The organism is Bacillus sp. FSL M8-0277 (assembly GCF_037975305.1).
Taxonomy (GTDB): Bacteria; Bacillota; Bacilli; order Bacillales; family Bacillaceae; genus Bacillus; species Bacillus pumilus.
Window position 1 is genome coordinate 2,688,787 of sequence record NZ_CP150255.1, and the last position, 24,582, is coordinate 2,713,368.

A 24,582-nucleotide genomic window follows, 5' to 3' on the forward strand; every position below is an offset into this window, starting at 1 on the left:
AGAACAACAGGAGAGTGAGATGGTGTGAAAAACGTATCAAGTGTATTTTGGATTGTGATTGCGATCACATTTGTTGCCGTCATATGGGGAGCTTTTTCTCCAGAAACACTGCAAAATGTCACAGATCAAATTCAAACATACATTACAAATGACTTTGGCTGGTATTACTTGTTAGTGGTGTCACTACTCGTCGGCTTTTGTCTATTCTTTATTTTTAGCCCAATCGGTAAGATTACGCTAGGAAAACCTGGGGAAGAGCCTGAATTCGGCTTATTTTCTTGGTTTGCGATGCTATTTAGTGCCGGTATGGGAATTGGTCTTGTTTTTTACGGAGCAGCTGAACCGATCAGCCACTATGCCATCCAGTCACCAACGGGTGATACTGAAACGGCGCAGGCATTCCGAGATTCCCTTCGATATACTTTTTTCCATTGGGGGCTTCATGCATGGGCTATTTATGCCATTGTTGCACTTTGTATTGCTTACTTTAAATTTAGAAAAGATGCACCTGGCTTAATCAGTGCAACGTTGCAGCCGGTTTTAGGAAATAAAACGAATGGATGGATCGGAAAAACCATCGATTGTATTGCGGTATTTGCAACTGTAGTTGGTGTTGCGACAAGCCTAGGATTAGGCGCGGCACAAATAAACGGTGGATTGAATTACCTGTTTCACATTCCGAATGCTTTTAGCACACAATTGATCATTATCATGATTGTGACGGTGCTTTTCCTTGCATCTGCTCTAAGCGGGATTGGAAAAGGCATTAAATATTTAAGTAATATCAACATGGTATTAGCAGCTGTTCTGATGTTTTTCTTACTTTTGGTAGGTCCAACTGTTTTTATCTTAAATTCATTTACTGACTCAATTGGGCAATACTTATCCAACATCGTTCAAATGAGCTTCCGTCTATCTCCAAATGATCCTGAGAAGAGAGAATGGATTAATGGATGGACAATCTTTTATTGGGCATGGTGGATTTCTTGGGCACCATTTGTCGGAATCTTTATCGCAAGGGTGTCACGCGGACGAACGATTCGAGAATTTTTAGTAGGTGTCTTAGTGGCTCCTTCTATCCTAGTATTTCTATGGTTCTCGATTTTCGGTGTATCTGCGATGGATTTACAGCAAAAGAATATTGTCGATGTTGCGGGTCTATCAACAGAAACAATGCTCTTCGGTGTACTAAATGAATATCCGCTGGCGATGATCACATCGATTCTAGCACTTATTTTAATCGCTATATTCTTTATTACATCGGCTGATTCAGCTACATTTGTGCTTGGAATGCAGACAACCTATGGATCATTGAACCCTTCTGGCAGTGTCAAAGTTAGCTGGGGTATCATCCAATCTTCTGTTGCTGCCGTACTTTTATTTTCAGGGGGACTTGAAGCCCTGCAAAATACAGCCAAGCTCGCAGCCTTGCCGTTCTCCGTTGTCATTATTTTGATGATTGTCTCACTGTACAAGTCATTGAATGATGAACGAAGAGCCATCAAGCAAGCCAATAAAGTCAGTAAACCACGAAGTCCAAGAGTAAAAAAAGCATAATCTCAAGCGAAAAAGCCGTTCCTCATAAGAACGGCTTTCAGATTGTTGACAAAGGGCTAAAATGATGTTTATTTTAGCCCTTTGTCTTCTTTTCAGCGTGATAGAAAACCTTTGCAGTCTAGGAAGGACGAGCACCGGAACGGAGCGAATTTAACATTCGTGAGTACCGACGCGCAGGACTGACACCGAATGCGAGGGTTTGTCTACACGCTGAAAGCCGTTCCTCATAAGAACGGCTTTTTTCTATATAGACAATTTAAGATTGTTGCAAGCAGGAGGATTCCTGTAAAATAATAATGAAATCATTTCTACAATGGAGGTTTATATGACGCTGCCTACATTCAAGTACAACCCAGATCCAGTTTCGTTAAACGTGATCAAAAAAGAGCCTACGACATGTCCTGTTTGTGAAAGAGAAAGAGAATATGTGTATCATGGTCCATTTTATTCTGTTGAAGATGTGAAAGGAATTTGCCCTTGGTGCATTAAAGATGGTTCAGCCGCTAAAAAATACGATGGCACCTTTCAAGACGATGCAAGTTGTGATGACGTTGAGCAAGAGGAATATATAGATGAACTGATCTTTAGAACGCCAGGTTATCGCGGCTGGCAGCAGGAATATTGGTTAAGCCATTGCGGAGATTTTTGCGCGATCGTCCAGTATGTCGGTTGGAAAGAGATAGAACATTTAGAGGAAGAGCTCACAGAAGATATCGAAGACATTTGCAGCGGCGGGGGATTAACGAAAGAAAACCTAAAACAATGGCTCGTCAACGGCGGAGATCTGCAAGGCTATCTCTTTCAATGTGTTCACTGCAACAAGCATCGTTTATATATTGACGCTAGTTAAACAAAGTAAAAGGACCCTTCAAATAGGTCCTATTTTTTATATAAAATGAGGGCAGAAAAACAGTAGAGCTGTTCTCCTCCTTGCTCACAGATCACTGCTACATTGTACTTGATGTCAATGATTTGGTCGTCATCCATTCCTTTTAAAAAAAGATTGATTTCGCTCTGCAAATCTTTTTCGTGCTCTTCATCAAATACAGCTACCTTTAGCACATATGCCACTCTCCCTTCTCTCGCTACTCTATCTTTATGCACATGAGGGCGGACATATGAACAAAAAAAGCCTTTCATCTATGAGATGAAAGGACTTCTGTTTACAGCTTCGGTTTTGTTTCTCCTGTCCAAGCAAGCATTCCGCCAACGACATTGGTCGCTTGATAGCCTTGGTCTTCTAGGAAATAGCAGACATTTTCACTACGTTTACCAGAGCGGCAAATAATATAATACTCCTGCGTTTGATCGAATGCATCCAGTTTCTCAGGGATATCTCCCATTCGGATGTGGACAGCTTCTGGAATCATTCCTTCTGCTACTTCCTCGTCCTCACGCACATCAACAAGCTGAATGGCTTCTTCTTGCTCTAGCTTTTGTTTTAATTCTTCTATTGAGATTTCTTTTACTGACACGACGCTCATCTCTCCTTTTAATCACAGTGACACCATTATAGCAAATGAACCCCATTACTGTGTATTCACCCGCTTCGATTGCAGGAAAGACGGCAGGCGTTTCTTTACTTCGGCTGTCTGCTGCTCACTTTCAAACTCTACTTTTTTGAATACTTGATAGGCGAGCCACATATGACCATAGGCGAGTATACTCACACTAAAGAACGGCACGATTCCCGGCAAATAAGCAAAGAGAACAAACAGCAGAGCCGAGAAAACGAGCATACAGAGTGTATATTGCAAATATGAGATACCAAGCAAAAGAGAGAATTTCAGATAGAGACGTTTTTTCCAATCATAATGAGCCAGCAGCGGAAAAATATAAAACAAGCTCACAACAAAGAGAAATCCAAAGATATAAATGGCAAAACGAAGCACATGCAAAAACCAGCTCGTTGGATAAATATACGCAAGGTCTACATATATAATCGTTCCTATGATCAATAGCGCCAATCCAATCAAGTTAGAGCGTACAAACTCCTCACGGTACACCTTCCAAAAAGTCCGGAAAACGCTCACTTGCTCATGCCCTTGTATCCACTTTCTCATCACCGAAAATAACGCAGTGGTCGCAGGCATCAATCCAAAGATCCCAAGTCCCAGCATGGTGAACAGCAACCATAGCAAATTTGTATAGGCGAGTCGCATCACCCACTCACACATTCGAAGCATTCTGCTCATTGAACCATCATGATCCATCTCTTTCCCCTCCTCTCTTTTTTATGACACCGTCTCTTTCTGAAGCAACTCTTCTATGTCAATTGGGCGCTTCTCTGCAACAGACCGCCACATGCCTTCCCCAAGTGCAATTGAATAAGCACCAGCCTCTGCCCCTGCTGATATGTCATAGTGAATTAAAGGATCTTTCCCGATAAATAAATCGGCCAAAAGCAGAGGATCTCCGCCGCCATGTCCTCCTGGCTGCTTCACGACTTCAATCGTCTCTTTTGCCCCAAACATCGGATAATAAGAAATCGTCTGTTCTGGGAATTGAAAAGGAATTCTGGATGGCACATGAAACTCATTTGTTTCAATACGCCCCTTCGTCCCATTTATAGCAAGCCGATATCCTTCATATGGAGCTGAGAATTGAATCGAATAGCTGAAGAGAGCCCCTTGGTCATATGCCACTGATGCCACATATGTATCCTCAATGTCAATTTCCTCATCAAAAATACAGGCGTCTGGGCGATAATTGGTGTATTGCTGCGTTTGCTCCTGACCGGATTCGATATGATCGTCCTCGACATTTGAGCGCACTACCCTCGGATTCCACCTTGCTTCATAATGACATGTATCCTTCACATGACATGTTCCGCAATACCTGTTTTCTTCCCCCTGCAAAGGATTCCAAGGACTTTTATCTCCGTAATAGTTCAGCGCCCCATAGGCAAATACTTGCTTCGGCTTTTGATTGATCCACCAATTGACCAAATCAAAATGATGCGTCGATTTATGAATGGATAGTCCGCCAGAGAATTGCCGCGTTCGGTTCCACCTTTTGAAATAACTAGCGCCATGATACGTATCAATGAGCCAGCTCAGTTCAACAGATGTGACCCTTCCAATCTTTCCTTCTAAAATGAGTTCTTTGATCTTTCGATGAAATGGATTGTAGCGATAATTGAAAGTGACTGTGACCTTTCCTTTACTTTCCTTTTCTTTTTCCATTACTTTTTTGGCGTCTTTTGCTGTTGTGACCATCGGCTTTTCAGTGATGACATCGAGGTCATAGTCAAGTGCTTGCAAAATATAGGTGACATGTGTGTCATCCCTGCCTGCCACAATGACGATATCTGGCTTTGCTTCCTTCACCATTTGATCAAATGCCTCTTCATGAAAAAACGAGACGCCCCGCAGTGATGGAAAACGCTCCTGACAAAGTGTATACCGATGATGATCTATATCTAAAAGCCCTGTAATCCTGTAATGCTCATTGAAATCCTCTGTGAGCGGTTTAATAAACATATTGAACGCACGCTGACTGAGTCCGCAAATTACGACCCGTTTCACAGTCCCCACCCCTATTTCTATCGATTTTCACGAAGCTGTTTCATGAGAGACAGCGCCTCTTTAGACTTGTCTGCATACACGGGAATAAAAGCGACCATATCTCGATGTAATCGAAAGGTATAGCCGTTTAGCTTCTTCGTGCCTTTACTAACTTGAACCGCATAATCAACCGTTTCACCTGTCCTTTGATCCTCGATCGTATATGGCCCTGCCGCTTGATCATCAATACCCATCTCTTCAAGCAGCTGAAAGCTTTCAGGATCATCATATGTTCGAAACATTTCTTCCGGGACAAGCATGATGTCCCCCTCTTTGGCGGTAATTTCAACAAGAAGCTTTTCGGGAATCGCCGGGAAGATGTGGACGCTATACGTTTCTTGTTCCGTTTGAAAAGCCTTCTCGACTAATTGATCCTTCATCCCCTTTGACATGTCAGAAAAAATCAGAACATCGATACCGTTTGTTTTCCCATGACAGGCTGACAAACAAAAGGCAGCGATAAAGCTGAGGAGCCATGCTGTAGCCCTTTTTTGCCTCTTCATGCCTTTTGAAAAACAGGCAGCTTCTCTAGCTCAGTTAACGCCATAATAAAAGCGCCTGCCCCGTGTAAATCATTTGTGCTTCTTTCTCTACCGACGTAGTAATCATAAAATCCAGCGGATGTTCCGATACATATATCATTGATGGTAAGATCACCGTTTTCTGTCACAGCCGTCTTATGCTGAATTAAGCCTTGGTAAGCTTTCACCACATGATCTGTGTAGCGGGGGCTGACATACCCTTCGTTCATGGCTTTTGCCATGGCGTACATGAATAAACACGATCCAGAGCTTTCAAGCCAATTGTCGCTATGAGTACCTTTATCAATGATTTGATGCCAGAGACCTGTGTCTTGATCCTGGTACCTAGCTACACTCTCCAGCATGTCTGTCAGCGTTTCCTTCCACATCTTTCGCCCTTCATGCTGCTCTGGCAGATCCTCGATCATATCTGCTAATGCAAGGACATACCAGCCAAATGACCTTGCCCAAAACTCGGGAGAACAGCCTGTCTTTTGATCAGCCCATGGCATCACTTTTCGTTCGTCCCACGCGTGATAATACAGACCTGTTTTTTCATCTTTTGTATGCTTTCTCATGAGATGCTCTTGCTGGATCACCATATCCACCAGTTCCTCTTCATCTTTCAGCTTTGCAAACTTTAAGGCAAAAGGTCCGCCCATGTAGAGACCATCCAGCCACATTTGATAAGCATAATTGTCTTTATGCCAAAATCCGCCCTCAGATGTGCGATTCAATGTGCGATAAAGCCCGCGGAGCTTCTCCGCTGCCAGCACATACCGCTTCTCTCCTGTTCGTTCATAAAGAGGGAATAAAATGAGCCCAGCTTGGATCGCATCAAGCTCATCTCTTCGAAATAACAGGTTTCCATACTCATCAATGAGCGAATCTGCGTAGCTTTTCACATAATTGAAATACGTCTCGTTCCCCGTTGACTCATATAGCTTCATCACACCGCAAAGAAAAACGCCTTGATGATAATGCCATCTTCCAGCTGGAGGTAGCTCGATTGGTGTATGCGCTTTCATAATTGTTTGTGCTAATTTCTCTGCATGCTCAAGTGGTGATCCCTTTTTAGTCGATAATGTCATTCTTTTTCATCTCCCTTTTTAGTAAATACCTTCTTCCCCAAATTTCTTCGCTAAACGGTTCGCCAGCATAACCAAAATGAGTCCAACGGCTGCTTTAAATAGACCAACAGCGGTACTATAGCTGAATTGCCCTTGCTTAAGACCAGCTGTATAAACGTACGTATCAAAGATTTCTGCTACTTCCCGGTTCGTTGCATTGAGTAATAAATAGACATGCTCAAAGCCAAGCTCTAATGTGTCACCAATTTTTAAAATAAGCAGAACGACAATCACACTTTTAATGGCAGGGAGCGTAATGTGCCACATTTGTCTCAGTCTGCCGGCTCCATCCATTTTCGCTGCTTCATATAGCTGCGGATCTACCGCTGTAATCGCCGCAAGGTAAATGATCGTCGACCAGCCTGCTTCCCGCCAGATTACTTGTAAAATGTACATCGGCCTGAACCATTCCTGACTAAGAAGGAAGTTAATCTTTTCCCCTCCAAAGAAAGCAATTAATTCATTGATTAACCCACCATCTACTGTTAACAAAACAAAGGATAAGGACACGACAATCACCCATGACATGAAGTGAGGAATGTATATCATCGTCTGCACAAATTTCTTAAACAATGCCAATCTGACCTCGTTTAAAAGCAGGGCCAATAAGATCGGAATTGGAAAGAAAATCACGACATTCATGGCAAATAAAATCAGTGTATTTTTTAATAAGATGAAAAATGTTGGTTCTGTAAACAATCGAATAAAGTGTTTGAAGCCAACCCACTCACTGCCGAGAATACCGAGAAACGGCTGGTAATCTTGAAAGGCAATGATCAGCCCCCACATCGGCACATATTTAAAGACAAGAAAATAAATGAGCCCTGGCAAAATCATGACATACAAAAACTTTTGACTAAGCATTTGATTAAGTAAGCGCTTTCTTCTTTCTTTTTTCAAAGCTGCCGCAGGCACACCCTTGGCAGTGACATCCTCTGTTTTCATAGATAAAGCCTCCCCTCATGCTGATGCATGTGTTAACTGTATCTTAAGGATGAAAAATCCGTCTACAATCATATCATCAGATCATATTTACTTAGGGGAAGCTACTCAAAACGTTACATAAAACATGAGAAAATGATCCTAATCTCAGAAAATGATTATTGACAAACCTACCAAATTTTTGGATTAATAAATAAAGAGGAAAAGATTGTTCCGTTTGAAATGGGGGGTTTTATGAAAAGAAGGCAATATAAATTTTATTACAAGCTCGTCACGTTTTTTTTCATGCTTAGTACGATTCCTGTCATCATTGTCGGTATTTTTTCTTATCAGCATTCACAAAAAACAGCACTCGAAAATATCTCAAATGAAAAGCTGGACAGCGTTAAACAAACGCAATCCAATATTGAGCATATTTTAAAGACAGTTGATCACTCTCTCACTCACTATGTCAGTTCGCCGCCTCTCCTTCAAACACTGGCAGAACCTTTAAATCCAGACCAATTCCAGCTTTATAATCAAGTACAGCAGGAACTGAACTACCTGCAAACCTTTGACACCGATCTTTCCAATATTACGCTCGTCAGTAAAATGGAAGACTGGTACATGAACAATTCGGGGCTTTATCATGTCACAAGCAGGGACCAAGAGAAAGCGCTCACCTCTTACCTCAATATTCCGAGTCATTCCAGCTGGGCACTTGAAGAGAATAATGCACTTGTTGCGACAAAGGAAGGAAAGGCCTCCTTTTGCAAATACAATGTGAACTTAATCAAACAACTCCCTATGAACAGTGTCCAGAAAAAAGGGATCGCTGTCGCCAGCATTCCCAGCTGCACGATTGCTGACAATATGCCTGACTTCTCTCAATCTGACAGTATGTTTGTCATTGATACTAACGGAAAAGTGCTGTTACATAACCGCAAAGAACAAATTGGTGAATCCTTGAAAAATCAAGAGTTCGTCAAGCATGTCCTATCGCGTGAAAAACGATCAGGTCAATTTAACATGAAGATCGAGGAACTAAACTATCAAATTACGTTTCAAAAATCAGACTATAACGAATGGACGTACCTATCCTTTGTTTCCATACCAGAACTCAAGGCACAAACGAAATCAATTGGGTGGATCACCTTTATTATCTGCTTTATTTTGTTAGCGCTTTCATTGCTATTTTCATGGTTTGGGTCCAGGCATTTTTATAAACCAATCCGCTTGTTATACGAGTCCTTTGCACGCAATGAATCCTTTTTGCAAAAGCAGCCTTTTCAAAATGAATTTGAGTTGATTGAGTCGAGTATTAAACAAATGAAGGATCAAAACAATGATTTAGAGGAACGTATTGAGCAGCAAGTCACGCACCTCCAGCAATACTTTATGGTGCGGCTATTGCTTGGAAAGCTGACAGAAGAAGAAATTAACAACCGGTTCCAAAGTTTAGGATTCCCTCAGGACTGGTCTCACTTATCCATGCTTGTGACCCAAATTGATACGCTAAAAGGAACACCTTATGAAAAAAAGGATGCTGACTTACTTTTATTTGCGATCAATGGACTTATTGAGCAGATTATTCCGCAAGAGGAGCATCTGCAGCCAACAGTTGTCAATCAGCATCAAACGACGATTATCCTAAATCACTCAAAGTCAGATGAAGAGTTTACTGAATATTTAAACCAATTAGCGGAAACGACTCAGCTGCGTATCGAGGAAGAGCTTGGTTTATCGATCAGCATCGGAATCAGCCGTCAGTTTCAGGAGCTCACGATGGCAAAACAGGCTTACATTGAAGGAAAAGAGGCCTTAAAATACAGACTCAAAGCAGAGAAAAAGTCCATTATCTTATATGAACATATCCAGCAAGGAAAAACGTTTAAAACTCATTTTCCAAAGCAGCTTCAACATGATTTATTTGATGCGATGAAAGCAGGTGATCAAGGCAAGGCAGATCACTATTTACATGTGCTCCTGCAATCCATTTTCTCTAAAAATGCAGGACCGCACGAGTACCATATCGCCCTCGCCCGTTTTTTAAACAATTTGATTGAGCTGATGCATTTGCTTGGCATTGAATTATTTGAGGTCGAAGACAATAAAATGCTGTATGATACGATTTTTGAATTTAAAACGTTTGAAGATACCGAAGCATGGCTGAAACATGAGATCATTCGGCCGATAATTGACCAGCTAGGTGCACGCGAGGAATCACAATACAAAAACATCTCAGAAAAGATCATCCATATCATTCATCAAGAATTCGACTCAGATCTCACATTGGATGAAATCGCCACACGCCTGCATTACAACCCAAATTATTTAAGCAGTATCTTTAGAAAGGAAATGGATATCTCCTTTAGTGAATATCTCTCATCCTACAGACACCATGTCGCCAAAAACTGGCTCGTGGAGACCGATATGTCCGTCAAAGAAATTTCGGAAAAACTGAAATATAAAAACCCGCAAAACTTCATCCGTTCCTTCAAAAAACTAGAAGGCACGACCCCTGGCAAATACCGCGACCAGAAAAAAGGCATATAAGACAAAAAGTCCCGCTCTCATAGGAGGAAGCGGGACTGTTTTATTTAAATTGTTCATTTAAAATGCTGTCTTCTAGCACTGAAAGCGGCTCTCCGTACACACGTTCAATATGAGCTGCTCCCCAATCACATAGCGCATTCAGAATTCTTTCGAGCGACTGACCGTATTCACTTAATTCATATTCCACTTTAGGCGGTACTTGCTCATACACAATCCGGTTAATCACCCCATCACTTTCAAGCTCTCTCAGCTGCTGCGTGAGCATTTTTTGTGTGATGTTTGGCATGAGTCTCTTCAATTCACTTGTGCGTTTTTTTCCATGTGTTAAATGACATAAAATCACGCACTTCCACTTCCCGCCAATGACCTCAAGGGTCGCTTCCACGGAGATATTATATTTTTTCTTTTCCATTAAATCCTCACTCCTCATTATACGAACAGGCACTTTTTAGTACCTATATTACAAAAAAGTACGTACTTTTTTTTTCGTCATCCATGTTAGATAATAACTCTTGCCGATCGGCTTCGTCTATCAAAATGTCATCTCAGAAGGATGTGAACTGATTCATGAAGAAAAAACAAAACCAATTTGCCCTTCTCGCACTAGCTATTAGTGCTTTTGCTATAGGAACCACTGAGTTTATTAGTGTCGGTCTTTTGCCGATGATTTCAGAGGACTTTGGAGTGAGCGTCAGCCAGGCGGGCTGGACCGTCTCTTTATATGCACTTGGTGTGACATTCGGCGCCCCTATTTTGACTTCTCTGACTTCAGCGATGAAAAGAAAAACATTGCTTTTGCTCATTATGCTCGTCTTTTTGATTGGAAATACACTCGCCACGATGGCTCCGACCTTTTCAGTGCTATTAATCGGCCGGGTCATTTCAGCCTTATCCCATGGAATCTTTATGTCCATCGGCTCTACGATCGCTGCAAGCCTTGTAGTGAAAGAAAAACGGGCAAGCGCGATTGCCTTTATGTTCACTGGATTAACAGTAGCGACTGTGACGGGCGTACCATTCGGGACATTTCTTGGTCATGAGCTCGGCTGGCGGACATCATTCGGTGTGATTGTCATTATTGGTCTGATCGCACTAATATCTAACTATTTTCTTGTTCCATCTCAATTAAAGCAAGGCGTGAAAACATCATTTAAGGATCAAGCTGTTTTATTAAAAACAAAAAGAATCTTGCTTCTATTTGTCATTACAGCAACAGGATACGGAGGAACCTTTGTCGTCTTTACGTATTTATCCCCTCTCTTACAGCATGTGACAGGTCTTGCGCCTGGGGCGGTAGCATTGATCCTGCTTTTATACGGGATCACGATCGCAGCTGGAAATGTCATTGGCGGAAAGGCTGCTAATGAGAAGCCAATGAAAGCACTCATTTACATGTTTATCATCCAAAGCATCATTTTGTTTATCCTTAGCTTGACTGCTGGATTTACGGTGCTAGGCATCGCAACCGTCATGCTGATGGGACTGTTTGCTTTCATGAATGTCCCAGGCCTTCAAGTAGCTGTCGTTGATTTTGCAGAAAGATACACACCAGGAGCAGTCGACGTCGCTTCCGCTATGAATATCGCTGCCTTTAATGCTGGTATCGCCATCGGCTCATTTTTAGGCGGCATCGTGACAGATACTCTTGGGCTTGTGCATACAGGCTGGATCGGTGGTATCATGGTCCTCATCGCTGCGATTCTCACGATGATTAGTTTTCGAATCGAACAACAAGAACAAAATCAAACCATCTAAGGAGTGTTCAATATGAATCATTTACAAAGTACAAAAACATTAAACAATGGAGTCCACATGCCAGGATTTGGTCTCGGTGTATTCAAGGTTGAAGATGGTGCAGAATTAATAGACGCCGTCAAAACAGCCATTCAAATAGGCTATCGCAGTATTGATACAGCGGCTATTTATGGCAATGAGGAAGGGGTTGGACGAGGCATACAACTTGGTCTTGCAGAAACAGGACTGCGCCGCGAAGACCTCTTTGTGACATCAAAAGTGTGGAATGCCGATTTAGGATATGAATCCACTCTACAAGCATATGAGGAAAGCTTGAAAAAACTTCAGCTTGACTACTTGGATCTATATTTAATCCATTGGCCGGTTGAGGGCAAATATAAAGACGCTTGGCGTGCGCTGGAAACCTTGTATCGTGAAGGAAAGGTGAGAGCAATCGGTGTGAGCAACTTCCAGCCGCATCATCTAGACGAACTATTAAAAGATGCAGACATCATACCAGCTATCAATCAAGTCGAGTTTCACCCAAAACTAACGCAGGAAGCACTCTATACGTATTTGAACACACATGGCATTCAAATGGAAGCTTGGTCACCGCTCATGCAGGGGGAACTGCTTCATCATCCGGTGATCAAAGAACTCTCGGACACATACGGCAAAACACCTGCTCAAATTATTTTGCGCTGGGATGTGCAAAAAGGCGTCATCACCATTCCAAAATCAACGAAAGCGCATCGTTTAAAAGAAAATGCAGATATATTTGATTTTGCTTTATCTGATGAGGATATGAAACGTCTTTCTGACTTAAATGAAAACAAACGGATCGGTCCAGACCCAGACAACTTTGACTTTTAATAGAAACACCCCCGCTCTTTAACTAGGCGGGGGTGTTGATGTTGATTATTTTGATTTTTTAAAGGAAGCTTCATATTCTTCAATGATTTTATTGCCACCATTTGATTTCCACTTCTCTACATCTTTCTTAAATTGATCTTCACTGATGTCTCCAAGAATGAACTTATAGGTCGCATCATCGATGATTTTTTTCAATTCATTTCCTCGTTCTGAGGCTGTTTCTGAATACAGGCTTTCAGCAGGGTTGGCGACGATGATCTTTTGATTGTCTTCTTCCAGCTCTTCATATTTTGTACGAACCGCATCCCCTTTATTTTTCAAGTAGCGTTTATCAATGCCTACTAGACTGACAAGCGGCTGTACATCTGTCTGCCAGCTTTTCACTTGGCTTTCTTCCCTGACAAATGTATTCCCTTCTTCTTTCTTATAATGCTCACCATCTATACCGTACGTCATGAGACCATAGACATCTTCTTCTGCAATGCGATCAAAGAAGGCCAAAATTCGCTTTAATTCTGCCTCTGATTTCACGCTTGTTTTAGGGAATGCGAAGATGCCATTATGACCACCTGATGCCCACACCCGTTCTTTGCCATCTGGACCTTTGATTCGGTTCAAGATATCGACTTTCATGTTTTTATCTGTCGCGTCATCTCTCAAGTTCACAGCATCTACCATATTTCCAACATAGATTCCTGCTTTTCCTTGTGAGAATAATTCCTGCTGCTGTGTTTTGCTTGTCACAGGGAAGTCTTTGTTGATATAGCCATTATCACGCAGTTTCTTCATGTACTTCATCGTATTCATGTACCCATCTGTCATAAAGTCTGGCGTGAATTTGCCGTTATCTTCTTTCCAGTCTGTTGGCATTCCCTCATATGAACCCAGCGTTTTAAATGCCCCATAAATCAAATCGTTCCGATCCGTAAAGCCAATTGTATCCGCTTTTCCGTTTTGATTCGGATCTTTTTCAGTAAAGGCTTTCGCTACCTCATAAAGATCATCCAACGTTTTTGGTGTATCCAAATTTAAATTTTCAAGCCAATCCTTTCGAATGACAATTCCTTGTCTTGAAAGTGGTCTCTCTCTATAAATACCATAAAGCTTACCGTCTATAGAGGCGTTTTTATTGATCAGTTCGTTCATCTTACTTAAATTTGGATAATCCTTTAAATACGGACCGACTTCCCAGAACATACCTGATCTGAATGCATTAATAGCAGACGAATTCTTAATGTCTTGAATTGTCACAATCTGCGGCAAATTCCCTGCAGCAAGGGCAGAATTTAACCGGTCTTCCTTCACAGCATCAGGCACCCACGTAATATCAAGTTCTGTATTTGTGAGCTTCTCAATCTCTTTTAAAACCGAATCTTTCGGCGGCTGCTGATGATACAAAATCGCCATCCATGTCAGCTTCACTTTTTTGTCTAAATCAACCTTTTCATTCGATGAACTTCCTTTGCTTGAACATGCGGATAAAATACCGCTTGCTGCAAATAACAGAACAAACGCAATCAACCATAATTTCTTTCTCCCCATAAGATCCCTCCGTTGTTCCTTCTTTTTAACCTTTTACAGAACCTAGTAATGCCCCTTTGTTGAAATGCTTTTGAATAAATGGATAGACAAGCAGAACGGGAATGGTGGCTACCACAATGACAGCCATTTTAATCGTTTGGTCTGGCGGTGGTGTGGATGATCCCATATCCGACATATCTCCCTGCATTCCGCTCGAAACAATGACAATCTGCCTTAGAAGTACCTGAATCGGCCATTTCACTGAATCATTTAAATACAGGATGGCGGTCATGTACGTATTCCAATACGTCACGGCATAAAAAAGTGAAATGGTCGCAATAGCTGGCAAAGAAAGTGGCAGCACAATTTTAAAGAAAATCCCTAAATCGTTACAGCCATCCATCTTCGCTGATTCCTCAAGGCTTGCGGGAATGTTTTGAAAGAAGTTTTTCAAAATGATCAAATTGAACGCATTGATCGCAACCGGTAGAATTAGTGACCAATAGGTATCAAGCAGACCAAGTGTTTTCACCACAATAAACGTCGGAATCATACCTCCGCTAAATAGCATCGTGAAGACAACGAGAAACATCAATGTTCTCCGGCCTTTTAACTCCTGACGAGACAGCCCATATGCCATGAGTGAGGACAAAAACATGCTGACAGCTGTTCCAACGAGTGTCACAAGAATGGACACGATAAGGCTGCGGTACACAATATCCGTAGAGAAAATATACCGATAGGCCTCTAAAGAAAACGTGGTCGGGAACAAGATAAACTTCTTGGTGATGACCTCTTCTACTGTAGCAAAAGAGGCTGCAATGACATGGATGAACGGAAGCACACATATTAATGCGAACATGAGTAGAAAAGAGTAATTAAATAAGTTGAACAATCGGCCTTTAATAGAACGATCTATGTTCATCACGCCCTTTCTTTGTAAGCGTTATCATTTTATCCGAAAATAAGCTGCAGCCTGTGACGATATCGTGATTAAAATGTAACAAATGGGGGAAGAAAGCGTCTATAATCATCTTGACAGTCCAACTGGGTCGATCCTGTCAGTCGTGCTTTTATGCTCATGAAACAAAAGAATAAGATCATCAGCTAATGACATGATTATGCCCTATGCCTGATCGTTTTCTTCAAGGATTTCCGTCGTATTCACATCGGGTCTATAGCCTAACTCCTGCTTCGTGTTTTCCGTAGACCAAGGCTTTTCTTCGTTTTCTGATACGGCATAATATGTCCCAAAGGGAACGGTCGTTTCAATCGCTGCCTTTATCATCCCTGCTAGATCTTCATGTGAAAGAAGTGTTCGTTTTGTTCGATCTTTCTCGTGTAATGCCTCCATCTCATCCGTCACAACCGTTCCAATCCGTAAATTGATAACAGACATTCCCGTTTGATCGTGGAACAAACGGCCTAGCTGTTCAGAAGCAAATTTTAAAATGCCATAGACATTTTGAGTCGCAGGTACATCGTTTGTTGTAATATGTCTCCCTAGTAAGGAGCGTCCATCTTTTTCATAACGATCGGTCACGTGATTGCTGCTTGCAAAAATGACTTTTCGTATGCCGAGGCTTGCAGCTGATCGAAACATAGAATAAGAGCTCCTCCAAAAAATATCATTCATTTTTTCAAACTCCTCATGATTCATCACATCATGCGTCATCTCCATGTTTAAAAGGTGTATGATGACATCTATATCTCGCGGAATCGCCTCATATAATTCCTGTTCATTCGTTGCATCTGCTAAAATGTCTCCTTTTACACAGCCCGTTTGATCAATAATGGTGATCTCATACTCAGAAGAGAGCGTTTTTGTTAAAATACGGCCGATCACACCGCACCCGCCAATGATCGTGATCTTCTTCATGTGTCTCCTCCTTTCTAATGACGTAGTATGTCCAAGCCTTTATAGATTACAGCCATTTTTTTAAGAATCGAGTGGCCTCGTGACGCATAGCGGCTGTTTCAAAATGACCTGCATGAAGACCAACAAGCTGATACCGTTCTTTCAATGAAGCCGCTTGATAAGTTTGGCTCAATCCCTTTTGAATGCGAGCGACGCCTTCAGCAGGCGTGAGTGGATCAAGTTTTCCAACTAAGCTTAAATGCGGCCTTGGAAAAATCATTTCCTGAATATCAGCTGCCGTAAAGTACTTTGCTAAGCTTGGTACATAGTAATAAAAGCCATGCCTGTCTAAATTGTTCGTTTCAATTAATGTGTGGTGATCGACCTGTGCGCAAAGATCAATACACACACTGACCCTCTCATCAAGCGCAGCCGTCCACCAGGAAAGAAGCCCGCCCATTGACATTCCAAAAATAGCTAACCGGTCCGGCAGCACATCAGGTCGAGACAGCACATAATCAATTGCACACATGCTTTCATACAGCATCATGCCCCACATCACTTTCCCTGTTAAAAGCATTTCCTTAAAAATTTCACTTTCGGTTCTTCCTCTTCTCTCACCAAATCCTGCATGATCAATAGCCAGAACACTATAGCCTTTTGAGGTGAACTCTTTCGCATATGAAGGCGCTTGCAAATAATGAGCACCCTTGATGAGCTCTTCCTTCCCATCGACGTAGTTCCCGCCATGAGAGTGCTGAAAGAGCACAACGGGTCTTTTTTTCACCGTATCCTTCGGCTTCACAAAATAAGCGGGCACTTCCTCCACACCATGGATTGAAAGAATGAGTGTTTCGATGACGTACGATTCACGATCCTCGACCTTTAACGTATATGCCTCCACGCGATGGCGTTCTGGCATTTCTCCTAACAGACTGAGCAGTTGTTCACGTTTGCTTTCCTTTTCCATTGACGTCACTCCTCCTTTTGTTGATCATCTGTTAACATACGAGATCGATCGTGCAATCACCTTGTTTTCGACAAAATTATGTCCCGGGAAATAAAGAACACCCACCGGTTCATACCGATGGGTGTCATCATTAATTTGCAACAATATTGACAAGCTTCCCAGGAACCGCAATCACTTTGCGAATGGTTTTCCCTTCAAGCTGTTCTTTTACACGTGCATCATTTTTTGCAAGCTCTTCTAACTGTTCTTTTGTTGCATCAGCAGGAACAGTTAATTTTGCTTTCACTTTCCCATTCAATTGTACGACAATTTCTACTTCATCGTCGACAAGCTTTGACTCGTCATATTGCGGCCATGCTTCATAAGAGATAGACCCTTCATGACCAAGTTTATTCCAAAGCTCTTCCGCTACATGCGGTGCAATTGGAGAAAGTAGTTTCACAAAGCCTTCTGCATATTCTTTCGGCAGTGTATCAGCCTTGTAGGCATCATTGATAAACACCATTAATTGTGAAATCCCTGTATTGAAGCGCAGGCCTTCATAATGGTCTGTCACCTTCATCACGGTTTCATGATAGCTGCGTTCTAATGCGCCTCCAGTTTGCTCTGTTATTTTATCACTGATTGTGCCATCTTCGTTTGTGAATAGACGCCATACACGATCAAGGAAGCGGCGAGCACCATCAAGTCCTGTTTCAGACCAAGCGATTGATGCATCTAAAGGTCCCATGAACATTTCATAAAGGCGCAATGTATCCGCACCATGAGATTCTACGATATCATCTGGATTGACAACATTTCCTTTTGATTTACTCATTTTTTCATTATTTTCCCCAAGAATCATTCCTTGGTTGAACAATTTCATGAAAGGTTCTTTTGTCGGAACAACGCCGATATCATACAAGAACTTATGCCAGAAGCGCGCATATAGAAGATGAAGTACAGCATGTTCTGCTCCGCCAATATATACATCAACAGGAAGCCATTTCTTCAGCTTTTCAGGAGATGCAAGCTCTTCTGAGTTATGCGGGTCAATATAACGTAAGAAATACCAGCAGCTGCCTGCCCATTGCGGCATTGTATTGGTTTCACGGCGTCCTTTTTTACCTGTGACAGGATCGACAACCTCAACCCAATCTTTAATATTGGCTAAAGGTGATTCACCTGTGCCACTTGGCTTGATCTCAGTCGTTTTAGGCAAAATGAGTGGAAGCTCTTCCTCTGAAACAGCTGAAGACGTTCCGTCCTCCCAATGAATAATTGGAATTGGCTCACCCCAATAACGCTGGCGGCTAAATAGCCAGTCTCTTAAACGGTAAGTGACTTTCTTTTCGCCTTTTTGATGTTCTTCCAGCCATGCAATGACTTTTTCAATCGCTTCTTCTTTTCCTAATCCATCGAGGAAATCAGAGTTAATGTGTTTTCCATCACCTGTGTAAGCTTCTTTTTCAATGTCTCCGCCTTCAACAACTTCCTTGATTGGAAGATCAAATGTTTTGGCAAATTCATAGTCACGCTCATCATGGGCAGGTACCGCCATAATCGCGCCTGTTCCATAAGTAGCCAGCACGTAATCTGCAATCCAGATCGGCATCTTTTCACCATTTAATGGATTGATGGCATAAGCGCCTGTGAAAATACCCGTCTTCGTTTTTGCAAGATCTGTCCGCTCTAAGTCGCTCTTAGATTGAATTTCTTTCATATATGCTTCGACTGCTTCTTTTTGAGCAGCTGTTGTCATTTTTTCAACAAGTGCATGTTCTGGTGCAAGTACCGCATAGGTTGCCCCAAACAATGTATCAGGACGCGTTGTGAAAACAGTAAACTGTTCATCATGTCCTTCTACTTCGAAATGAACATGTGCACCTTCTGAACGTCCGATCCAGTTACGCTGCATATCTTTAATGCTTTCAGGCCAATCAATGTCTTCTAAATCTTCTAACAGCCTGTCCGCATATGCCGTAATCTTTAGCATCCATTGCTTCATCGGACGTCTTTCAACCGGATGCCCTCCGCGTTCACTTTTTCCATCAATGACTTCTTCGTTTGCAAGGACTGTGCCAAGCGCTGGGCACCAGTTCACTGGTACTTCATCGATATACGCCAATCCCTTTTCGTACAATTTCAAGAAAATCCATTGTGTCCATTTATAATAATTTGGATCAGTCGTGTTGATTTCTCGATCCCAATCATATGAGAACCCTAGTGATTGAATTTGGCGGCGGAAGTTATTGATGTTCTCTTCTGTAAAGACCGCCGGATCATTCCCTGTATCTAGCGCATACTGTTCTGCTGGAAGACCAAATGCGTCCCATCCCATTGGATGAAGAACATCATATCCCTGCATACGTTTCATGCGTGATAAAATATCCGTTGCTGTGTAGCCCTCAGGGTGGCCGACATGAAGTCCTGCTCCTGATGGATATGGAAACATATCAAGTGCATAGAACTTTGGTTTATCTTCCGAGTCAGATGTGGCGAATGTTTTATGTGTCAGCCAATAATCCTGCCACTTCTTTTCAATTTCCCGATGCTGAAAACTCAATGTGAAAACCTCCTTTAATATGTACGGCTGTATCTGCTCAGATGACCACTGCAAGAATTCAGATTTTTCTAAAATCAACAAAAAACCCTCATCCCTGGAAAGGGACGAGAGATTTTTTGGTTCCCGCGGTACCACCCTTGTTAGCGTAACTTTCTGTTTGTACGCTCACTTAATATCTTTAACGCAGACATGCGACAGAAGCTTTAACGCAACTGCAACTCTGAGGCGAGTTCAGAAGCAGATTTGATTGACTTTCACCAGCCGTCAATTCTCTAAAGACAAATACTGCTTTCCTACTACTCCTCTTCACTGTTCTTATCGTAACCGTCATCTAAGTAGTATTTTATAGAATTATGATCATAAGTGCAAGCAGGTTTGTATACAATGGGAATGTACCCTAGATCAGGGTAAAGTAGAGGATATTATTCGTGTGGAGATCGGTTATGACGGTTGGAGTCTGCATTCTGTGAATGCTGTTCTCTTACAAAATCAAAGCTTCGCAGAACTGCTTCTCCTCCGTAACCTGAAATAATTGATAAGATGACCAAGTGCAGACTAGAATCGGGATTTGAGGATAAGACAAGCAGTGTAGCGGCAATCATCCCAACGAGCCAATCTTCAATAAACCCTAAATAAATAAACTTTTTTGTCATTCTGGGCTTCTCTAGCCTGCCTTTTTTCTTTACGTGACCGAGAATGCCCATGACCCCTCCAATGGCGCAAGCAATAATGACTTGTTGCAGCATTTTCATCACCTTCCTAAAGCCCTTAGAATAGTAAAGCGACTTCAGGCTGTCCAGCCCCCTGTAATGCCATTCTGCTGTTCCGTCATAATCCATGTAAAAGGTCTATTCTCTCTAACGAAGAAAAAAAGCTTGTTTCTTCCATTATATGTGAATGACCCAAAACAATCTTGATGCATTGGAATCATTTTTACCTAATCCATATTGACTATTTTTGTCATTTTATGAATTATGAGCAATTGATTCCTTCTTTTTCTAAAGAAAAGTCTCCTTACTTACTATATTCTAATGGAGGACAAACTATGATGACAAATTTAACAAAGCCATTGCAATCGTTGAAACAGAACATATGTTATGTTACGTTAGTAAGGAATACCTTTGGTTGAAAAGACAACCATTTGATATGTCTGATAGCAGCAACAAAGGAGGGTAATATGGTCAGCTCGAACATCTTCGGCTTACAAAAACAGCTTGAACTCATAAAAAAAGCGCTAGATCATGCGCGGATCGGTGTTGTCATTACAGACCCTTCTTTAGAGGATAACCCTATCGTTTATGTGAATCATGGCTTTACACACATGACTGGATACAAACCAGATGAGATTCTTGGGCGTAACTGTCGATTCCTTCAAGGGAAAGACACAGATCAAAAGCAGCTTGATTTAATACGTCATGGAATACAGAATAAAACACCTATTACCACACAGCTAAAAAATTATAAAAAAGACGGTACTTTTTTTTGGAATGAACTCAATATAGATCCTCTATACATTGAACAAGATGATAAAACATTTTTCATTGGCTTTCAAAAGGATATTACGAAACAGAAAGAATATGAACAGCTCCTAGAAGATTCCTTACAGGAAGTCACCTCTCTTTCGACGCCAATCGTCCCAATCAAAAATGGTGTATCTGCTCTGCCACTCATTGGAAAACTATCTGAAGAACGCTTTGATGCCATTGTCGCGAAGTTAACTTGTATATTAGATGATTCAAAGGATGATTATTTAATTGTCGATCTTTCTGGTTTAATCGATGTCGATGATTCCGTTGCAGCACGCATTTTCAAGCTGCATCGTCTTCTTAATCTAACCGGAACCGAACTGATCATCACAGGAATCAAACCGCAGCTTGCAATGAAAATGAAAGACTTGGATACAGATTTTCAGGATACAATCACTTATTTGACGGTTAAGGAAGCAATCAAAGGATTACCATTAGCTGAAAACCCTGTCTAAAACAGGGTTTTTTTAGTTGAAACGCCCCCTAAAAATGGAAAAATGAGGTATGATAGGTGTAATAAAGGATGTAGGGGGGCTACTAGATGATGATGTTACTCATCATAGGTCTTTTATGTGTTTGTTTTGCCATAGGATATGCCGTCAATTTCTTATTACTCAAACACCAGAATGCGCAGATCTTTTCAAAGAAACTATTTTATCCTTTCTTGATCTTGGGTCTCATCTTTTCCATTATGTCATTACCGTTTGCTGCCACAGATGCACCGAAGGCACAAGCAGATCCATCTTCAGAACAGCTGTTAAAGGATCAAAAGCAGCTCACATCTGACATAACGCGCTTAAAAGCTGATAAAGAGGAGCTTACCGCTTCTTTAGAGGACGCAACAAAGGATAAAGAAAAACTAGCGAAAAAGCTAGAAACCATCACCTCAGAAAAAGAAACAATCAAAAAGCAAGAAAAGACCATTCAAGCGCTTGAAGAGAAAATAGACAAGCTTGCCTCAAGCAACGAAACACTCAAAAAAGAGAACAAGAAAAGCAGCAGCGATACTGAGTCTTCTACCGTTCAGCGGTCCGCTCCTAAAGATGAAGGAAAAAGCACAGGCGGTCATGAGTCACAGAAGGAAACAAAAAAAGAATCTGCAGCCTGTAACATCAAAGGAAGTGTCAACGGTATTTATCACACACCGAGCAGCAGATACTACTCTAGAACAAAGAATGTAACCAAGCTATTCTGCTCTGTAGAAGAGGCAGAGCGTGCAGGGTACCGGGCACCTAAGCAATAGCTATACGAAAAAAGAACCTCCTGTCAGCCCAATTGGGTGCCTTAGGAGGTTCTTTTTTTTAGATTTCTCTTCTTAATGCTGCTAATACATTCGTTTTTGTTGCTTTACGTGCTGGGTTAAGCCCTGAAAGGATTGCTACCCCTGCGCTAATCACTGTTGCTGTAATTACAAGGCTGAGCGGAATATAGGAGAAGGTGATCGAGAATTGATCGCTTGACCCTCCCTCTGACATGGACGACAAAATGGCTGGAATGATTAAATTGACGGCGAAACTAATGATATATGAGATGATAATACCGATGATCGACCCAATCACCCCAATGTAAGCACTTTCCATGAGGAACATTCGCTTGATAATCGATGGATTCGCGCCAATGGCTTTCATAATCCCAATTTCTTGTGTCCGCTCTGTTACTGCCATTGTCATCGTATTAAAAATACCAATTGCAGAAATAATGACCGCAATACATCCAACAAAAATAAGTCCAATTTTGAAGACTGTAAAGAACATATCCATTCCTTCGAGCTGATTCGTCACAGAGATGACTTGATAGCCCTCATCTGTCAGCTTATTCGTGAGTGCACCGACATTGTCGAATTTATCTGCATAAACAGAAGTCATTTTCTCGACATTTCCTGCTTCAGGAGATAGATCGAGTACTTGACCAAATTCCTTTTCATACGCATTCGGAATAAAAATTTTATGATCCTCTTGCCACTCCAGATTCGGCTTTTTCAACACACCTACTACACGGAAATCAAATGTTTTTTCTTTGACGACTTCATTTTCTTCGTTGAGTTTTGGTACCTTGACTTGAATCACTTTATTTAAAATATCTTTCGTGTAGCCCTTAGGCTCCTCTGGCATTTCTTCGCCATTTGATGTCTGATTTAATTTTTTTTCATAGGCTTGGCGTTCTTTTTTTGTCCACAGTTGTTCAGCCAGATGATACCCGACCACAATTTCGTTCGCTGATGTTGGGACTTTTCCTCGGTCTAGCTCAAGCCCTGCTTCTTTTTCTTCTTTCATATCGGTTAGAGCAGCCTGCGTTTCACCTGAGCGATCATCGAGCTCGACGTTTACCGTTGGAATGAGCGCAGTTCTTGAGACGACAGATTTCACATGATCATATTTCTTTAAATCATCTGTCTTGACGTCACCTTTTTCCTTGCCTAACACTTTCACTTCTGTGATGATTTGCTGTTTCATGATTTCATCTTGCGCCGATTTTTGCAGACCAAAACCGACAGATGCTAAAACGATTAAGAAAGAGCATGCCATTGTCGTCGCAAGAATGGTCATAAACACACGCAATCTATTTTTCTTCATGTTTCTTCTAATAAATTTGACCTGATCTCTAAATTTCAATGGATTGTTCCCCTTTCTTTAATACACCATCATGAAGCTGGAACGTTGTATCTGCGATTGAAGCGACTTCATCGTCATGTGTAATAATGACAAACGTGATTCCTTTTTCACGATTAAGCTGCTGGATAAAGGCTAAGATTTCTCCTTCGGTTTCTGAATCTAGACTGCCTGTTGGTTCATCCGCTAAAATAATAGATGGATTTAAAATCAAGGCTCTTGCAATACTCACACGCTGCTGCTGCCCGCCTGACAACTCATTCGGGTAATGCCCTGCATGATGTTCTAAACCTACTCGTTTCAGCATTTCTTCTACTTTCGCCTTTCGTTCAGACGGCTTCACACCTTTTAAGGTGAGCGGAAGTTCAACATTTTCATACGTCGTTAAGCTCCCGATCAATTGAAAGCTTTGAAAGATAAAACCAAAGTGATCTAAGCGGAAGTCCGCCCATTCTTTTTCATTAAAACCAGTCACATCGGTACCATCAATGACAATTTGTCCGCTCGTTGGCGTAATATATCCTGAAATTAAGTTCAATAGGGTAGATTTCCCCGAGCCACTTCGCCCAACTATACATGCAATGTCGCCTCTTTTGATGGACAGGTCAATCCCTTTCAGCACAGGAATCTCATTCTCTCTGCCCTTTTTACCAATTGTAAACACATGATCTAACGCTTGAACTTGAATCATCTCT

General features: G+C 41.7%; 23 protein-coding genes and 1 other annotated feature. Of the genes, 7 read left to right on the forward strand and 16 right to left on the reverse strand.

Going from position 1 to position 24,582, the window contains the following annotated elements; genetic code table 11:
- Positions 1-24: 24 nt before the first annotated feature.
- Positions 25-1,557, forward strand: a complete 1,533-nt coding sequence (locus MKZ05_RS13515) for a BCCT family transporter (RefSeq protein WP_003217541.1) — start codon at positions 25-27, stop codon at positions 1,555-1,557.
- 325 nt (positions 1,558-1,882) lie between these two features.
- On the forward strand, positions 1,883-2,407 hold the full coding sequence (locus MKZ05_RS13520) for a CbrC family protein (protein ID WP_137055375.1): 525 nt from the start codon (positions 1,883-1,885) through the stop codon (positions 2,405-2,407).
- Positions 2,408-2,436: 29 nt separating this feature from the next.
- Here the strand turns inward: MKZ05_RS13520 and MKZ05_RS13525 are convergent, their stop codons facing one another.
- The 7 genes from MKZ05_RS13525 to MKZ05_RS13555 all read right to left on the reverse strand — a co-directional run bounded on the left by MKZ05_RS13525 (position 2,437) and on the right by MKZ05_RS13555 (position 7,719).
- A complete protein-coding gene (locus MKZ05_RS13525) occupies positions 2,437-2,619 on the reverse strand; it encodes a sporulation protein Cse60 (protein ID WP_003217582.1) in 183 nt (60 codons plus the stop codon).
- A 101-nt stretch (positions 2,620-2,720) separates the two neighbouring features.
- Complete coding sequence (locus tag MKZ05_RS13530) at positions 2,721-3,032, reverse strand: rhodanese-like domain-containing protein (RefSeq protein WP_003217560.1); 312 nt, start codon at positions 3,030-3,032, stop codon at positions 2,721-2,723.
- 54 nt (positions 3,033-3,086) lie between these two features.
- Complete coding sequence (locus tag MKZ05_RS13535) at positions 3,087-3,770, reverse strand: YesL family protein (protein WP_050943535.1); 684 nt, start codon at positions 3,768-3,770, stop codon at positions 3,087-3,089.
- Between the two features lie 21 nt (positions 3,771-3,791).
- Positions 3,792-5,084 (reverse strand): Gfo/Idh/MocA family oxidoreductase, encoded by a 1,293-nt coding sequence (locus MKZ05_RS13540; protein WP_339160360.1) that lies wholly within the window; start codon positions 5,082-5,084, stop codon positions 3,792-3,794.
- Between the two features lie 17 nt (positions 5,085-5,101).
- The gene (locus MKZ05_RS13545; protein WP_339160362.1) at positions 5,102-5,626 is read right to left on the reverse strand and encodes a lipoprotein YteS; all 525 of its coding nucleotides are present in this window, start codon (positions 5,624-5,626) and stop codon (positions 5,102-5,104) included.
- Positions 5,623-6,735, reverse strand: coding sequence for a glycoside hydrolase family 105 protein (locus MKZ05_RS13550; RefSeq protein ID WP_339160363.1), 1,113 nt, complete (start codon positions 6,733-6,735; stop codon positions 5,623-5,625). The genes MKZ05_RS13545 and MKZ05_RS13550 overlap by 4 nt, the downstream gene beginning before the upstream one ends.
- Positions 6,736-6,753: 18 nt before the next feature.
- The gene (locus MKZ05_RS13555) at positions 6,754-7,719 is read right to left on the reverse strand and encodes a sugar ABC transporter permease (RefSeq protein WP_003217645.1); all 966 of its coding nucleotides are present in this window, start codon (positions 7,717-7,719) and stop codon (positions 6,754-6,756) included.
- Between the two features lie 231 nt (positions 7,720-7,950).
- On the opposite strand from MKZ05_RS13555, the gene MKZ05_RS13560 reads away from it, so the two are divergent.
- Complete coding sequence (locus tag MKZ05_RS13560; RefSeq protein WP_339160365.1) at positions 7,951-10,251, forward strand: helix-turn-helix domain-containing protein; 2,301 nt, start codon at positions 7,951-7,953, stop codon at positions 10,249-10,251.
- Positions 10,252-10,291: 40 nt separating this feature from the next.
- Here MKZ05_RS13560 and MKZ05_RS13565 read toward each other — a convergent pair whose 3' ends face one another.
- A complete protein-coding gene (locus MKZ05_RS13565; RefSeq protein WP_003217763.1) occupies positions 10,292-10,663 on the reverse strand; it encodes a winged helix-turn-helix transcriptional regulator in 372 nt (123 codons plus the stop codon).
- 155 nt (positions 10,664-10,818) lie between these two features.
- Here MKZ05_RS13565 and MKZ05_RS13570 point away from each other — a divergent pair, with 155 nt between their 5' ends.
- Positions 10,819-12,006: an MFS transporter gene (locus MKZ05_RS13570; RefSeq protein ID WP_226803838.1), complete on the forward strand. Its 1,188-nt coding sequence runs from the start codon at positions 10,819-10,821 to the stop codon at positions 12,004-12,006.
- A gap of 12 nt (positions 12,007-12,018) precedes the next feature.
- The gene (locus tag MKZ05_RS13575; protein WP_251190203.1) at positions 12,019-12,858 is read left to right on the forward strand and encodes an aldo/keto reductase; all 840 of its coding nucleotides are present in this window, start codon (positions 12,019-12,021) and stop codon (positions 12,856-12,858) included.
- A 45-nt stretch (positions 12,859-12,903) separates the two neighbouring features.
- Here MKZ05_RS13575 and MKZ05_RS13580 read toward each other — a convergent pair whose 3' ends face one another.
- The 6 genes from MKZ05_RS13580 to MKZ05_RS13605 all read right to left on the reverse strand — a co-directional run bounded on the left by MKZ05_RS13580 (position 12,904) and on the right by MKZ05_RS13605 (position 20,504).
- On the reverse strand, positions 12,904-14,400 hold the full coding sequence (locus tag MKZ05_RS13580; RefSeq protein WP_339160367.1) for an extracellular solute-binding protein: 1,497 nt from the start codon (positions 14,398-14,400) through the stop codon (positions 12,904-12,906).
- 25 nt (positions 14,401-14,425) lie between these two features.
- Complete coding sequence (locus MKZ05_RS13585; protein ID WP_087976618.1) at positions 14,426-15,286, reverse strand: carbohydrate ABC transporter permease; 861 nt, start codon at positions 15,284-15,286, stop codon at positions 14,426-14,428.
- 219 nt (positions 15,287-15,505) lie between these two features.
- A complete protein-coding gene (locus MKZ05_RS13590) occupies positions 15,506-16,258 on the reverse strand; it encodes an NAD(P)-dependent oxidoreductase (RefSeq protein WP_339160368.1) in 753 nt (250 codons plus the stop codon).
- A gap of 46 nt (positions 16,259-16,304) precedes the next feature.
- Positions 16,305-17,207, reverse strand: coding sequence for a dienelactone hydrolase family protein (locus MKZ05_RS13595; RefSeq protein WP_339160370.1), 903 nt, complete (start codon positions 17,205-17,207; stop codon positions 16,305-16,307).
- 130 nt (positions 17,208-17,337) lie between these two features.
- Complete coding sequence (gene leuS, locus MKZ05_RS13600) at positions 17,338-19,752, reverse strand: leucine--tRNA ligase (RefSeq protein ID WP_050943523.1); 2,415 nt, start codon at positions 19,750-19,752, stop codon at positions 17,338-17,340.
- A gap of 97 nt (positions 19,753-19,849) precedes the next feature.
- Positions 19,850-20,071 (reverse strand) — a binding site (T-box leader).
- Positions 20,072-20,174: 103 nt separating this feature from the next.
- A complete protein-coding gene (locus MKZ05_RS13605) occupies positions 20,175-20,504 on the reverse strand; it encodes a DUF4257 domain-containing protein (protein WP_223250657.1) in 330 nt (109 codons plus the stop codon).
- 425 nt (positions 20,505-20,929) lie between these two features.
- On the opposite strand from MKZ05_RS13605, the gene MKZ05_RS13610 reads away from it, so the two are divergent.
- Both MKZ05_RS13610 and MKZ05_RS13615 read left to right on the forward strand, forming a co-directional pair.
- Positions 20,930-21,733, forward strand: coding sequence for an STAS domain-containing protein (locus MKZ05_RS13610; RefSeq protein WP_003217570.1), 804 nt, complete (start codon positions 20,930-20,932; stop codon positions 21,731-21,733).
- Between the two features lie 86 nt (positions 21,734-21,819).
- Complete coding sequence (locus MKZ05_RS13615) at positions 21,820-22,521, forward strand: hypothetical protein (RefSeq protein WP_106033025.1); 702 nt, start codon at positions 21,820-21,822, stop codon at positions 22,519-22,521.
- A 58-nt stretch (positions 22,522-22,579) separates the two neighbouring features.
- Here MKZ05_RS13615 and MKZ05_RS13620 read toward each other — a convergent pair whose 3' ends face one another.
- Complete coding sequence (locus tag MKZ05_RS13620) at positions 22,580-23,890, reverse strand: FtsX-like permease family protein (protein WP_339160371.1); 1,311 nt, start codon at positions 23,888-23,890, stop codon at positions 22,580-22,582.
- Positions 23,880-24,578, reverse strand: coding sequence for an ABC transporter ATP-binding protein (locus MKZ05_RS13625; protein WP_044142163.1), 699 nt, complete (start codon positions 24,576-24,578; stop codon positions 23,880-23,882). The genes MKZ05_RS13620 and MKZ05_RS13625 overlap by 11 nt, the downstream gene beginning before the upstream one ends.
- Between the last annotated feature and the right edge of the window lie 4 nt (positions 24,579-24,582).